Source organism: Janthinobacterium agaricidamnosum (assembly GCF_003667705.1).
Taxonomy (GTDB): domain Bacteria; phylum Pseudomonadota; class Gammaproteobacteria; order Burkholderiales; family Burkholderiaceae_D; genus Janthinobacterium.
In genome coordinates this window covers 2,335,770-2,348,132 of the sequence record NZ_CP033019.1, presented here as the reverse complement: position 1 = coordinate 2,348,132, position 12,363 = coordinate 2,335,770, and the positions used below count along the sequence as shown (strand labels likewise).

Here is a 12,363-nt window from a genome sequence, read left to right as displayed (position 1 = left end):
CATTTTTTCTTATCCACTCAGGCCGCTTGCGGAAAGCGCACCGTCACCTGCAAGCCCCGCCCCGCCTCGCCGTCGGCCAGCACAATGTCCGCCTGGTGGTGCTCGGCGATGTGGCGCACGATGGACAGGCCCAGGCCGCAGCCCCAGGCGTCGTTGCCGTCGGGCCGGAAGAAGCGGTCGAACAGCCGTGCATGGTGCTGGCTTGGCACGCCGGGGCCGTTGTCGGAGACGCGCAGCAGGGGCCTGCCCTCTTCCAGCGCCGCCTGCAGATCGACCCGGCCGCCCTGCTGCGTGTAGCGCAAGGCGTTGTCGATCAGGTTATTCAGCAAGACCTGCAAACCGTCGGGATCGGCCTGTACCAGCACCGGGGCCGGCAGCGTTTCCACCACGCCCAGGTCGATCGCGCGGCTGTCGGCCAGCGCGCTGTGGTCGGCCACGGCCGCTTCCAGCAACTGCCCCAGGTCCACCGTGTGCAGCTGACTGGCCGTGAGCGCCGTTTCATGGCGCGCCAGGCTCAATAGCTGGCGCACCAGGTGCGTGCTGCGGTCCAGCCTTTCATGCAGCCGCGCCAGCGCCACGCGGCGTTCTTCCTCGCTGCCGGCCCGCTCGGCCACCTGCAGCTGCAGTTTCAGCGCCGTCAGCGGCGAACGCAATTCATGCGCGGCATCGGCAACAAAGGTGCGCTGCGCCGTCAGCGCCGCCTCGAACTGGCCCATCAAGCTGTTCAGCGCCAGCGCCACGGGCCGCAGTTCGGGCGGCATGTCGTCGGCCGCCAGCGGCGTGAGCGCTTCCGGCGAACGGCCGGCCACGGATTCGGCCAGCCGGTGCAGCGGCGCCAGCGCGCGCCCCACCACGGCGACGATCAGCAGCGCCAGGATCAGGGCGAACACCAGCAGGGGCGCGCCGGCGCGCATGGTCATCTGCCAGGCCAGCTGGTCGCGCACGGCCTGCGCCTGCGCCACCTGCACGTAGCGGCCGCGCCGCGTCTCGCCGTACAGGCGCCAGTCCTCGCCGTGCAATGTGACATCGGCAAAGCCGGCCAGCGCATAGCGCGGCAATGCCGGCTGGCCCTGCAGGACGGGCAATGGCTGGCCCTCCTCGTCCCACGCCTGCAGCACGAACGCCTCTTCCGGCTCCTGCGCGGCGGCCAGGCCCGCCTGCGGCTCGAACTCGTCGGGCAAGGCCACGGCCAGCTGGCGCAGCTGCAAGTCGGCCAGTTCATTGGTTTCTTCCAGCAGCGAGCGGAACAGCGAAATGCCGGCACCGAGCACGCACAGCAAGGTGGCGGCCAGCAAGCCGAGCAGCAATTGGCGGCGGATGGTCAGCAAGACGCCACCCGCATCTTGTAGCCCACGCCGCGCACGGTCTGGATGGCGTCCGCGCCCAGCTTCTTGCGCAGCTGGTACACGTACACGTCGACGGTATTGCTTTCCACTTCGCAATCCCAGCCGTACAGCTTTTCGCTCAGCTGGCGCTTCGACACCACCTTGCCCGGATGGTCGAGCAAGGCGCGCAGCACGGAAAACTCGCGCGGCGGCAGCTTGATCTGCTCGCCCTCGAACGTGACGTCGTGGCTGGCCAGGTCGAGGATCAGCGCACCATGCTCGATGACGGAGCGCGAACGGCTGACCCGGCGCCGCAGCAATGCGCGGATGCGCGCCAGCAGCTCGTCGAGGTCGAATGGTTTGACCAGGTAATCGTCGGCGCCGCTGTCGAGTCCTTCCACGCGGGCCGGCGTGCCGTCGCGCGCCGTGATGATCAGCACGGGCAACTCGGCGCCCCGCGCGCGCATGGCGCGCAGCACATCCATGCCCTGCTTGCCGGGCAAGCCCAGGTCCAGCAGCATCAAATCGTAGGCGAAGCCGGCCAGCGCCAGCTCCGCATCGTGGCCGTCGCGCACCCAGTCCACGGCATAGCACTCGCCGCGCAAGCCCTCGACCAGGCTTTCCCCGATCATCGGATCGTCTTCCACCAGCAACACGCGCACCTGGTCCCCTCGCAGTCTTGAAAATACCGCTATCTTAACGTGGCTGGGGAAAGTGGGCTTGCGCCAGTCGAAGTCTCACAGGCTCCGCGGACTGCGGGCTGCGTCATGTCCGGGTGCACATCGCGCAGGCCGGGATGTGATGATCGTGGACGAACAGTTCGGCGCTGCCAGGCATGCCTTTCGACACCGGCCTGGCAGGCCTGCGACAGGCCCTGGCGGATGCAGGGCCTGTGCGGGTGCGGCAGGACGCTTACTGCGCCAGGTAGCGTTCCGAACGCGGGCCGTACAGCAAGCCGTTCGGCACGCCGGCCGACAGCAGGCGCGCATTCGCCGTGCCGGCGATAGGATGGCTGGCATCGGTGCTGGTGTTGATGATCTGCTTGACCGCCGCCGTCACCAGGGCGCCGATCAGGCCGCCGCCACCGCTGTTGTTGCCTTCATTGCTCGATGCGCTGGCAGCGCCCTGCCACAGCAAGGCGCCCGTCTTCAGGTCGACCAGCTTGGCATCGACCGCCACCACCGTCACGCTGTCGATCACGGCGTACGTCGTGCCGTATTTGGAGATCGTCACGTACAGGCCCGCGTCGGCGCCAAAGATCTCGTTGAGCTTCTTGGCATCGACGCCGTGGATATCGGCCGCGTTCGTCAAGCCGTTCTGCTTGAAGGTTTCACCGACCACGGCCACCGGCAGCACGTAGTAGCCCGCTTCGGCCAGCGGATAGGTCACTTGCGCATAGACGCTGTTGCCGGCATTGACTTCCGGCGAGTTGTTCAACGGCGGCAAGACCACGATGGAACGGGGCTTGGCCGCCTTGAAGGCGGTGTAATCGTATGCCGCCTGCTTGGTGGCACAACCGACCATGAAGATGGCGGGACCCAGGCACAGGGCCATTTTCAACATGCGCGACATCATAATTTCTCGCCTTTTTTCAATTTACCCAACAGGAAGTCCATGTACGGCGTCGATTCCGGGAACAGTTTTTTCTCGTCTTCGAACTGCGCGGCGACCTGCTCCGGCTTGCCGGCGATCGAGTACAGCATGCCCAGGTGGGCATGGAAGCCCGGCGGCGCATGATTGCCCTTGGCAGCGATCACTTGCAGGTCTTTTTCCATGGCGGCCATCTGCTGCTCCGGGCTTTCGCCCTTCAGGTATTCGTACACTTGCGGCTGGTAGCCTTCCCATTGGTACAGGGTCTTCGATTGCGTGGCGCAACCGGTCAGGGCGGCACAGGCGAGCATGGCCAGCAGGGCTGCGCCCTTGTTCATCATTGTTGTCATGGAATACCTTATTGTTTGCGCAATGCGCCCGCTTCGACGCCAGCCACCAGGCGCTCGACCGCTTCGCGCATGGCCAGATCCAGGACTTTGCCGTTGAGGGTGGCGTCATAGCTGGCGGTGCCGCCAAAACCCAGCACTTCGCGGTTCGACAGGCTGTATTCGCCGGCGCCGCCGGCCGAGTACACGACTTCCGAGGTGGCGATATTGACGACGTTCAAGGTGACCTTGGCATATGCCACTTGTGTCTTGCCGCGGCCCATGATGCCGAACAATTGCTTGTCGCCCACTTCCTTGCGGCCGAATTCGGTCACGTCGCCCGTGACGACAAAGTCCGCGCCCTTGATGTTCTGGCCCTGCTTCTTGAAGTCAGCTTCCTGCTTGAGCTCGGCCATATTGTCGCGGTCGAGGACGTTGAAGCGGTTGGATGTTTGCAGGTGTGCAATCAGAATTGTCTTCGACTGGCTGCCCAGACGATCGACACCATCGGAAAAGATGCCGCGCATAAAGTTGGAGCGGTTGTCGAATTTGCCGACAGCGATCAGCGTGCGTGGACCGACGTAAGGTCGGGCCGCACTGGCGACTGTGGGAACAGCCAGGGCTTGCGACGATTCGGAAGCGCAGCCAGCCAACGCCGCACCAATCAGCGCTGCAATCAACAACGCGCCAGGTTTATTCTTGTTCATAGTGCCCTTAAGATATGGAGGATCAGGAGCAACCCGCAAAATTGAATTTTGGCAAGTTAATTTCCTAATTGCAATTATATGAGATTGCATGTCTCACAATTCTCTCCAAAAGTAACGATGACAGAATTTGCATTGTTGACTGCCATGACAGGCGCGGCCCTGCTTGACTTCCAGGCTCCTGTTCATTAACTTGGCAGTAAAAAAGCGTGTCGTCAGCGCCACAGCCGCTGTCCCGCACAGACCTTGCCCGCCGATTGCCCCGCCCGGCGCCCACTCCACGCTCTCACATAAACGGGTATTGAGGCCATGCCGACACACGATCATTCCCCGTCCCATCCGCTGGCCACGGCGCTGGCGCTCTCGCTGGGTGCCGCAGTCGCCCTGGGCCTGTCGCGCTTTTCCTATGGCTTGCTGCTGCCGCCCATGCGTGACGATCTGGGCTGGTCCTACCTGCTGGCCGGGGCCATGAACACCTTCAATGCGCTCGGCTATTTTCTCGGCGCGCTGGCCACGCCGGCCCTGATGCGCCGCCTGGGCGTGTGGCGCCTGCTGATCGCCGGTTCCGTGCTGGCCAGCGTCTTCATGCTGATGTCGGGCCTGGTCAGCGATACGGCCGCCCTGTTCCTGCAGCGCGTGTGTGCGGGCGTGGCCAGCGCCTTCATTTTCATCGCCGGCGGCGTGCTGGCGGCGCGGCTCGGTTCCATGCACAGCCAGCGCGCCGGCTTCTACATCGGTTTGTACTACGGCGGCACGGGCTTCGGCATCGCGCTGTCGGCCCTGCTGGTGCCGACGGCACTGGCCGCCGCGCAAGACCACGGCGCCGCGCATGCCTGGCAATGGCCGTGGCTGGCCCTGGGACTCGCCTGCCTGGCCGCCACCGCCCTCATGGCCCTGCCGGCCAAAACGATCGGCGAAACGCCGCGCGCCGTCGACACACCGCGGCGTTTCGCCTGGCGCGACTTTTCTCCCAGCCTGGCTGGCTATTTCATGTTTGGCGTCGGCTACATCGGCTACATGACTTTCGTCATCGCCCTGCTCAAGCAGCAAGGCATGCGTGCCAACTTGATCACCGTGTTCTATACGGTATTGGGCCTGGCGGTGGTGGCCTCGTCGCGCATCTGGGCGCGCATGCTCGACCGCTACAGGGGCGGCGAATCGCTGGCGATATTAAATGGCGTGCTGGGCGTGGTCACCATCCTGCCCGCGCTGACGAGCTTTGTGCCCGTCGTCTTCCTCTCCGGCCTGGTCTTCGGCGCCGTGTTCCTGTCGGTGGTGGCGTCGACCACGGCGCTGGTGCGGCATAACCTGCCGCAGCAATCGTGGACGGCCGGCATCAGCGCCTACACGACCGTGTTCGCGCTGGGCCAGATCGCCGGCCCCATCGTGGTCGGCTGGATCGCCGACGGCCCGGCCGGACTGGAGCGGGGCTTGATCGCCTCGGCCATCGCCCTCTTCATCGGTGCAGCGCTGGCTGCGCGGCAAAAGGCGCTGGTGCCAGCCGCATAGTAGACTGCAAGCCTGGCCCAACCTCACAGAAAGCACACGATGACCGCCGATGCTCGAAAACTCCCGCCAACGATGGATGCCGAAACCCTGGCATTCATCCAGAGCCTGTTCGCCCTCGTGCGCGAAGGCGATACGCAGCAACTGGGCCCCATGCTTGCCCAGGGCGTGCCGGTCAACTTTCGCAACGAAAAAGGCGACAGCCTGATCATGCTGGCCAGCTACCATGGCCACCTGGAAACGTCGCGCCTGCTGCTCACAGCGGGCGCCGACGCCAACGTCCCCAACGACCAGAGCCAGACGCCGCTGGCCGGCGTGGCCTACAAGGGCTATCTGGAGATCGCCGAACTGCTGCTCCAGCATGGCGCGCATGTGGAAGGCGCCAGCCCGGACGGCAAGACACCGTTGATGATGGCCGCCATGTTCAACCGCCTCGCCATCCTCGACCTGCTGCTGCAACACGGCGCCCGCATCGATGCCGTGGACAGCCGCGGCATGACTGCCGTCAAGCTGGCCAAGAGCATGAATGCGCAGGAGACACTGGGCCGGCTGGTCGGCTTGGGACAGACGGCTTAGCCGATGCAAATCTCGCCAACAGTTTTGCGACTGGCCTCAAGCTACAAGCTATACCACACGCCTCAAGGCTAAGATCGTGCACAACTGGCCGACTCGCCCCTGGCGTTCCGGCTTGTTGAAACGGTCGCGGCTACTTGCCATTCTGGCTGATTAATTCAGGCCATATGCGAACACTTCCTCTGGGAAAATAATATCAATGCCTTCATCACGTTTAAAATCAAGCAAAAGCACAATGCGCGTAGCATTGCTCCGATTCCATGCCTCATGTTCCTGAGTGTCATCAAAGACAAAACAGGAACCAGGCGTCCATGTGCGTATCTGGTTCGAAACGCGCAAAGCACAATTTTCGGGAGTAACCAACCCCAAGTGGCAGCGCAATACATCGTTCGTATAGCCACGATGTGGCGTTATATGAGTATTAGCAGCCATTGATGAAAAACCCGCAGTCACCATGCCAGGAATTCCCTCGATAATTTCGGTTGTACGCGGACACAGGTTACAAAATTCGAGATTCTTCTCACCAAAAACATACAGGCCAAATACTTTCCAGTCGCCGTCATAAATATCCCTCTCCGGCCACTCCGTCCAACAAGCCGCCCTTAACGCAACAAGCTCATCCCTGATCACCAACCATTCATTTTGTAAACGAGCAAGAAAAGGGAATTCAATGGCTTCTATAAACATAATTCGCCTACCCTGTAAGTTTTGAAAAAATCATGCACTATCGCTCTTTATTTCCAAACGTGAAAAATATCCCCTGAAGTATAGTCATGCAATGAGCTACCAGCAACGCCAGAACGAGAGAAGCATATAGAGAGGTGGATAGACAGTGGCTATTCTGCCATTTTAAGCAGGACAGTAATCGAGCCGTATCGGTATTTAATAAGCACAACTTGTCACAGATAGACATAAGCAAGGCTGAGATCGTGTACGAATGGTGGACCTAACACCGCCCCCGCTCCTGCCAGCTCTCCATGCATCAATTAATTTTTTAAAAACAAATTTCATTAATTATTAACACGCCAACCAAACCGCCAAACCAAAGAAAATATTAGTTTTTCTTAACTACTCATAATTCGAATTAATAAATTCCTCCTCAGTCATTTTATCCGCACGGTATCCCTTTATGCAACCGACCACTTCCCCCTTATCTTTCATAACATACACACCAATCATCAACCCAGATTTTAGCAAATAGTCAATCCTGGAAATTTTAATATAATCTTGGATTTTTATTAGCACATCATAAATTTCCTGCGTTTTCCCCAATACATACTCAACATAATTATTATTTTTTCGTCTTTTCACAGAACGGAAAAAACCTTCAGCAGCCCTAACATAATCACCAGCAGTTATATCATGAACAAAATACTTTTCTATAACAGAATTTAATATTATGGACATTTCAATGGGTAGCGGACAAGGCAATTCAAATTCCATTGGATGCAATATTTCAATCATAATCTTCCTCACTTTATTATCGCTTAGTTGTTTTTAATGACGTCATCATATCCAGGGGGATGGGGTTAGGTTGAGCTAGTCCGTGCGTGACACCGGCCGTGCGGGCTCGAGCGACGCGCCAGTCGACCATTTGGCGCGCCAAAACTCGCTACGAAAGCGAATTGATCAGCACTTACTTAGGTGATCAATACGCTGCCGGTTGCAAGCATATTTCGAAGATCATCTAAACCACCTAGCTGGACTTCCCACAACCAAAGCTGACGATCGCCAACACGCCGCAAAGAAGAGAATGAATCTGCACGAATAATATCTTCCAAGGTCTGAGAAGCTGAAACCTGTGCATTTAATTGTGTATCATTTAGGACGTTTACTGGATACACATCTCGAATTTTTTGGAAGCGTACTTCAGGTAGTGACGCATACCATTTATTTAAACGCTTTCGATCCTCAGCCGTCAGCTTTCCAACGTCCAGACCCAGGACATGGAATTCGGGTTTCTTTTCAATAAATTCAGAAAGAGCATACCCAAAATCCCAGTGCCTCAGACCAATACACGACATTAAAATTCTTTCAAAAATATCGCCGCCAAACTCCAAGAAGCGCTCTTCAATTGCCAAACAAAACAACGTCTCATCAATCTCTTCAACATAACTTAAAGAGGCCGAAGCAAAACTATCATAACCAGGCTCTGCGCTGCCTTCTGGATTTGCAACCAATGACATAACATGAATATCAGAAAAGCCAGATTTCAGCGCCTTTGTGTATACTCTTCCACCAATTTTTGTTAACTCGCCTTTATAACCTAAACCTTCGGCCGCAAAATATGTTGGTGCAATCCCGATACGATGGAAAATTGACGTAACTAAATCATGGAATGCCTTCAAGCCATCAGCACCTGGAGCTGGAGTCGTGTAACTATAAAGTCCTATTGCAAATGCTTTCTCAGTCATCGAATTCTCTTATCATGGTTTTGGTGTGCGTGTAGGAACGACCACTTTTGGTGGAAGCGGCGTGAAGCCCTGTGCTCTGATCTGCGCATCCAAGGCGGCTCGCATCTGCCGCCAGATTCTTCTAGGCGATGAGGCCTTCATTTCAGCACATCAGCAATCGCAGCGCACCGAGACGCCCAGAGATACGCCAAGGTCGCAGCGCTGCGCTGTCATGCTGTCATTAGAGCAGTTTCGGGCGCACGATAGCGACAGAGACGAGGCGATGGCACGCGCTTATCTATCGAGCGCTTTTACCATGTCCCATATCGCCGCCGCTTTTCACGTCTCGAGCAAGACAGTCAGTCGAGCCGTATCGGCATTTAATAAAGCGCAACTTGCCAAAAAAAGAGACGGCCAAAGCTGAGATCGTGTACAAATGGCGGACCTGACCCCGGGACCGACGGTTTGCCGCGTAACATTGTAACGACGCACCAGCTCGGCCTGCGACTCGGTCGATTCCCGTATTAGGCGGAAGGAAAGAGTGTACTCAAAACATGCCGAGCCTTGAAGAGGGGGCCAGCTACGGATGGGGCCATAATCACACAAATCTAAATACTTAGATCATCGGAGAAACTCAATTTTTCATTATTTCATCCTCCCATTTTTTCAAAAGAGTAGAAAATTTTTCCCTGTCAGGATTTGAAAATGGGCACGCCGATATTGATCTAGACACTATGAGGAATAATTTTCTCCTCAATACCTCATCATCATTAAAGCCGCCCAAACCTGCAAGAGTTTTAAAGTATCCATCTCTATTTTTAATTATTTCAAAAAATCATCCCCTCTTGACTCAGTCACACCAATTAATATTGCCTCATGAATTGGATTGATTAAATCCACCAATGAGAAATCATCAAAAAAACCTTCAAAGTCCGATCTAATTCGGCGTATTTTTTTTAAAAATTGAGGGTTTTTTGCTGCAAAAACTGAGAGAAATTTTCATATGACTAATGGTTTACTGGGTTATACGGAGGGCGTTTTCCGAAAGTTTTAGTATAGGTTTGTATATATTTTAACTCAAGCTCCTTTGCATTTTTCTTCCCCTCTGCCGTACGCAATAAATCGACATCTAGTGCTATATCTTTTTTCGCGAAAACACGCTGATGCTCTGTAAACCGTGTAAGGTAGTCACGACCTGTTTCCCCGAAGTAAAGTAACTCTCTCGATTTTGCATCCCGAATTACATAAACATCATGTGGGCCAGACGCCGATAAACTATTTCCGTGAACACCATCTAAACTATTTGACCATTTCGCATATCCACTTTGATAGCCACCTGAGACCCCACCATACTGTCGCTGAGTGCCGGCACCCATTCCTGCAGTGTCATTTTTCCACCATTTTGCTGATACGAGCGCCAAGCATCCAATCGAGCAGTTAATCGGGGGGAGATATCTGAAACTGCATTCGTGGAACCTTGATTGGAAATGGAGTCTGGGGGACGGGGTCAGGTCCGGTATTCAAACACGACCTCAGCCATGCCAATGTCCAAACCTCTGCGCGATCTCAGTGGCAATGCGTACGAATCAGATAACGTCTACCGCATGACGCGACCACTACGCCTTGAATTTCCCGGCGCCCTCTACCACGTTACTTCGCGCGGCGACCGGAGTGGCACCATTTACCGGGACGATACCGATCGCCTTGCCTGGCAAGAGGTACTAGCCCTGGTCTGCGAGCGGTACCATTTTGTCGTGTACAGTTTCTGCCAGATGAGCAATCATTATCATCTGCTCGTTGAAACGGTCGAGGCGAATCTGTCGCAGGGCATGCGCCAGCTGAATGGCGTTTATACCCAGCATTTCAATCGGCGCCACAAGCTTGTCGGGCACGTATTGCAAGGCCGCTACAAAGCCATCTTGGTACAGCAGGAAAATTATCTGTTGGAATTGGCCCGCTACATCGTCTTGAATCCAGTCCGGGCGCACATGGTGGCATCACCCGGCGACTGGTACTGGAGCAGCCATCACTACGTTTTGGACGAAGCAGCGTCTCCATGCTGGTTGTCGCGTGACTGGCTCTTGAGCCAGTTTGGCGCCACGCGCGACGAGGCGGCCGCCAACTATTCTCGGTTTGTCGCGGCCGGTATGGGTGAAACTAGTCCGCTCGCCCACACTTGCCACCAGATGCTACTGGGCGATGACGCCTTTGTTTCGGCACACCAGCAATCGCAGCGGTCCAATGCATTCAAAGATGCGCCAAGGCAGCAACGCCGCGCAGTCACACTGTCACTCGCGCAATATCAGGCCCGCTATGCCGACAGAGACGAGGCAATGGCACGCGCGTATCTGTCTACCGCTTTTACCATGTCCCATATCGCCTCCGCTTTTCACGTCTCGGCCAAGACAGTCAGTCGAGCCGTATCGGCATTTAATAAAGCGCGACCTGCCGCAGATCGAGACGGCCAAGGTTGAGCTCGTGTACGAATGGCGGACCTGACCCTGGCTCCCTTGCCTGGCAAGAGGTACTAGCCCTGGTCTGCGAGCGGTACCATTTTGTCGTGCACAGTTTCTGCCAGATGAGCAATCATTATCATCTGCTCGTTGAAACGGTCGAGGCGAATCTGTCGCAGGGCATGCGCCAGCTGAATGGCGTTTATACCCAGCATTTCAATCGGCGCCACAAGCTTGTCGGGCACGTATTGCAAGGCCGCTACAAAGCCATCTTGGTACAGCAGGAAAATTATCTGTTGGAATTGGCCCGCTACATCGTCTTGAATCCAGTCCGGGCGCACATGGTGGCATCACCCGGCGACTGGTACTGGAGCAGCCATCACTACGTTTTGGACGAAGCAGCGTCTCCATGCTGGTTGTCGCGTGACTGGCTCTTGAGCCAGTTTGGCGCCACGCGCGACGAGGCGGCCGCCAACTATTCTCGGTTTGTCGCGGCCGGTATGGGTGAAACTAGTCCGCTCGCCCACACTTGCCACCAGATGCTACTGGGCGATGACGCCTTTGTTTCGGCACATCAGAAATCGCAGCGGTCCAATGCATTCAAAGATGCGCCAAGGCAGCAACGCCGCGCAGTCACACTGTCACTCGCGCAATATCAGGCCCGCTATGCCGACAGAGACGAGGCAATGGCACGCGCGTATCTGTCTACCGCTTTTACCATGTCCCATATCGCCGCCGTTTTTCACGTCTCGGCCAAGACAGTCAGTCGAGCCGTATCGGCATTTAATAAAGCGCAACTTGCAAAAAAAAGAGACGGCCAAAGCTGAGATCGTGTACAAATGGCGGACCTGACCCTGGCCCTGTATCTGTCAACCGCTTTTACTATGTCCCATATCGCCGCCGCTTTTCACGTCTCGACCAAGACAGTCAGTCGAGCCGTATCGGCATTTAATAAAGCGCAACTTGCTGCAGATCGAGACGGCCAAGGTTGAGCTCGTGTACGAATGGCGGACCTGACCCTGGCTCCCCGAATGGCGGACCTGCCTCCGCCCCCAAGACAGTATCCGACCCCGCCCCTCTTTCTGCAATCAGCTACCCGTAAATGTAGCCGTTACGTCACGCCACTTAACCGATGGCGGTAGCTCATGTCCGTTAACAAATGCAACAAAAACATCCGCAACCACGGGGGCGGTAAACCATTCATCTGCCAACAACTTTATTTCGCCTCCGCCGAAAGCAAGAATAGTCCCGTCCGGATAAACCTTGCTTGCAACGTCGTGATAAGCACGATAGTGGCGACCTGTGGCAACATCGCGGCGCTCCAGCATGCACGTGATCCCACCACCGGCAACTTGGAGATAATTCCCCTCGTCGTCGGTTAACGACGCATACGATGAGGGGCCATAACTACGCAGTCCTGCTATGGCAGAACGTACTTGCGCAACGCTCACTTGCTCAACAACAGGTCTTTTCTCGACTTCTAAACGCATGAA

Annotated in this window: 14 protein-coding genes; 4 read left to right on the top strand and 10 right to left on the bottom strand. The window is 56.5% G+C overall.

Annotated elements, in window-relative coordinates; genetic code table 11:
- Nucleotides 1-17: 17 nt before the first annotated feature.
- The 5 genes from D9M09_RS28895 to D9M09_RS10705 all read right to left on the bottom strand — a co-directional run bounded on the left by D9M09_RS28895 (nt 18) and on the right by D9M09_RS10705 (nt 3,948).
- Nucleotides 18-1,328: an ATP-binding protein gene (locus D9M09_RS28895; protein ID WP_162995631.1), complete on the bottom strand. Its 1,311-nt coding sequence runs from the start codon at nt 1,326-1,328 to the stop codon at nt 18-20.
- Nucleotides 1,322-1,987 carry a response regulator transcription factor gene (locus D9M09_RS10720; RefSeq protein WP_070221497.1) on the bottom strand — a complete coding sequence of 222 codons (666 nt, stop codon included), beginning with the start codon at nt 1,985-1,987 and terminating at the stop codon, nt 1,322-1,324. The genes D9M09_RS28895 and D9M09_RS10720 overlap by 7 nt, the downstream gene beginning before the upstream one ends.
- Nucleotides 1,988-2,237: 250 nt before the next feature.
- A complete protein-coding gene (locus D9M09_RS10715; RefSeq protein WP_070221498.1) occupies nt 2,238-2,900 on the bottom strand; it encodes a DUF799 domain-containing protein in 663 nt (220 codons plus the stop codon).
- The gene (locus D9M09_RS10710) at nt 2,897-3,256 is read right to left on the bottom strand and encodes a DUF4810 domain-containing protein (RefSeq protein ID WP_205602385.1); all 360 of its coding nucleotides are present in this window, start codon (nt 3,254-3,256) and stop codon (nt 2,897-2,899) included. Before D9M09_RS10710 ends, D9M09_RS10715 begins: the two co-directional genes overlap by 4 nt.
- Nucleotides 3,257-3,273: 17 nt before the next feature.
- Nucleotides 3,274-3,948: a CsgG/HfaB family protein gene (locus D9M09_RS10705; RefSeq protein WP_070288048.1), complete on the bottom strand. Its 675-nt coding sequence runs from the start codon at nt 3,946-3,948 to the stop codon at nt 3,274-3,276.
- A 306-nt stretch (nt 3,949-4,254) separates the two neighbouring features.
- Between D9M09_RS10705 and D9M09_RS10700 the strand changes: the two genes are divergently transcribed.
- On the top strand, nt 4,255-5,454 hold the full coding sequence (locus D9M09_RS10700; protein WP_121669233.1) for a YbfB/YjiJ family MFS transporter: 1,200 nt from the start codon (nt 4,255-4,257) through the stop codon (nt 5,452-5,454).
- A 39-nt stretch (nt 5,455-5,493) separates the two neighbouring features.
- The gene (locus D9M09_RS10695; protein ID WP_121669232.1) at nt 5,494-6,027 is read left to right on the top strand and encodes an ankyrin repeat domain-containing protein; all 534 of its coding nucleotides are present in this window, start codon (nt 5,494-5,496) and stop codon (nt 6,025-6,027) included.
- 150 nt (nt 6,028-6,177) lie between these two features.
- Here the strand turns inward: D9M09_RS10695 and D9M09_RS10690 are convergent, their stop codons facing one another.
- From D9M09_RS10690 to D9M09_RS10680, 4 genes are all read right to left on the bottom strand, one after another.
- Nucleotides 6,178-6,711: an aspartyl/asparaginyl beta-hydroxylase domain-containing protein gene (locus D9M09_RS10690; RefSeq protein ID WP_071650208.1), complete on the bottom strand. Its 534-nt coding sequence runs from the start codon at nt 6,709-6,711 to the stop codon at nt 6,178-6,180.
- Between the two features lie 381 nt (nt 6,712-7,092).
- Nucleotides 7,093-7,488 (bottom strand): hypothetical protein, encoded by a 396-nt coding sequence (locus D9M09_RS28890; protein WP_162995630.1) that lies wholly within the window; start codon nt 7,486-7,488, stop codon nt 7,093-7,095.
- A gap of 176 nt (nt 7,489-7,664) precedes the next feature.
- Nucleotides 7,665-8,438, bottom strand: a complete 774-nt coding sequence (locus D9M09_RS28885; RefSeq protein WP_139142889.1) for a hypothetical protein — start codon at nt 8,436-8,438, stop codon at nt 7,665-7,667.
- A gap of 986 nt (nt 8,439-9,424) precedes the next feature.
- Nucleotides 9,425-9,838, bottom strand: coding sequence for a hypothetical protein (locus D9M09_RS10680; protein ID WP_139142886.1), 414 nt, complete (start codon nt 9,836-9,838; stop codon nt 9,425-9,427).
- Nucleotides 9,839-9,961: 123 nt separating this feature from the next.
- On the opposite strand from D9M09_RS10680, the gene D9M09_RS10675 reads away from it, so the two are divergent.
- The gene (locus D9M09_RS10675) at nt 9,962-10,891 is read left to right on the top strand and encodes a transposase (protein ID WP_240453606.1); all 930 of its coding nucleotides are present in this window, start codon (nt 9,962-9,964) and stop codon (nt 10,889-10,891) included.
- On the top strand, nt 10,888-11,697 hold the full coding sequence (locus D9M09_RS29610; RefSeq protein ID WP_121669230.1) for a transposase: 810 nt from the start codon (nt 10,888-10,890) through the stop codon (nt 11,695-11,697). The genes D9M09_RS10675 and D9M09_RS29610 overlap by 4 nt, the downstream gene beginning before the upstream one ends.
- A 261-nt stretch (nt 11,698-11,958) precedes the next feature.
- Here D9M09_RS29610 and D9M09_RS10660 read toward each other — a convergent pair whose 3' ends face one another.
- Complete coding sequence (locus D9M09_RS10660) at nt 11,959-12,360, bottom strand: hypothetical protein (RefSeq protein WP_071654368.1); 402 nt, start codon at nt 12,358-12,360, stop codon at nt 11,959-11,961.
- Nucleotides 12,361-12,363 lie beyond the last annotated feature (3 nt).

Coding starts and splice junctions, on each gene's coding strand:
- D9M09_RS10700 (WP_121669233.1), top strand. CDS start 4,255: ATGCCGACACACGATCATTCCCCGTCCCATCCGCTGGCCACGGCGCTG.
- D9M09_RS28885 (WP_139142889.1), bottom strand. CDS start 8,438: ATGACTGAGAAAGCATTTGCAATAGGACTTTATAGTTACACGACTCCA.
- D9M09_RS10705 (WP_070288048.1), bottom strand. CDS start 3,948: ATGAACAAGAATAAACCTGGCGCGTTGTTGATTGCAGCGCTGATTGGT.
- D9M09_RS10660 (WP_071654368.1), bottom strand. CDS start 12,360: ATGCGTTTAGAAGTCGAGAAAAGACCTGTTGTTGAGCAAGTGAGCGTT.
- D9M09_RS10710 (WP_205602385.1), bottom strand. CDS start 3,256: ATGATGAACAAGGGCGCAGCCCTGCTGGCCATGCTCGCCTGTGCCGCC.
- D9M09_RS10715 (WP_070221498.1), bottom strand. CDS start 2,900: ATGATGTCGCGCATGTTGAAAATGGCCCTGTGCCTGGGTCCCGCCATC.
- D9M09_RS10675 (WP_240453606.1), top strand. CDS start 9,962: ATGTCCAAACCTCTGCGCGATCTCAGTGGCAATGCGTACGAATCAGAT.
- D9M09_RS10690 (WP_071650208.1), bottom strand. CDS start 6,711: ATGTTTATAGAAGCCATTGAATTCCCTTTTCTTGCTCGTTTACAAAAT.
- D9M09_RS28890 (WP_162995630.1), bottom strand. CDS start 7,488: ATGATTGAAATATTGCATCCAATGGAATTTGAATTGCCTTGTCCGCTA.
- D9M09_RS10695 (WP_121669232.1), top strand. CDS start 5,494: ATGACCGCCGATGCTCGAAAACTCCCGCCAACGATGGATGCCGAAACC.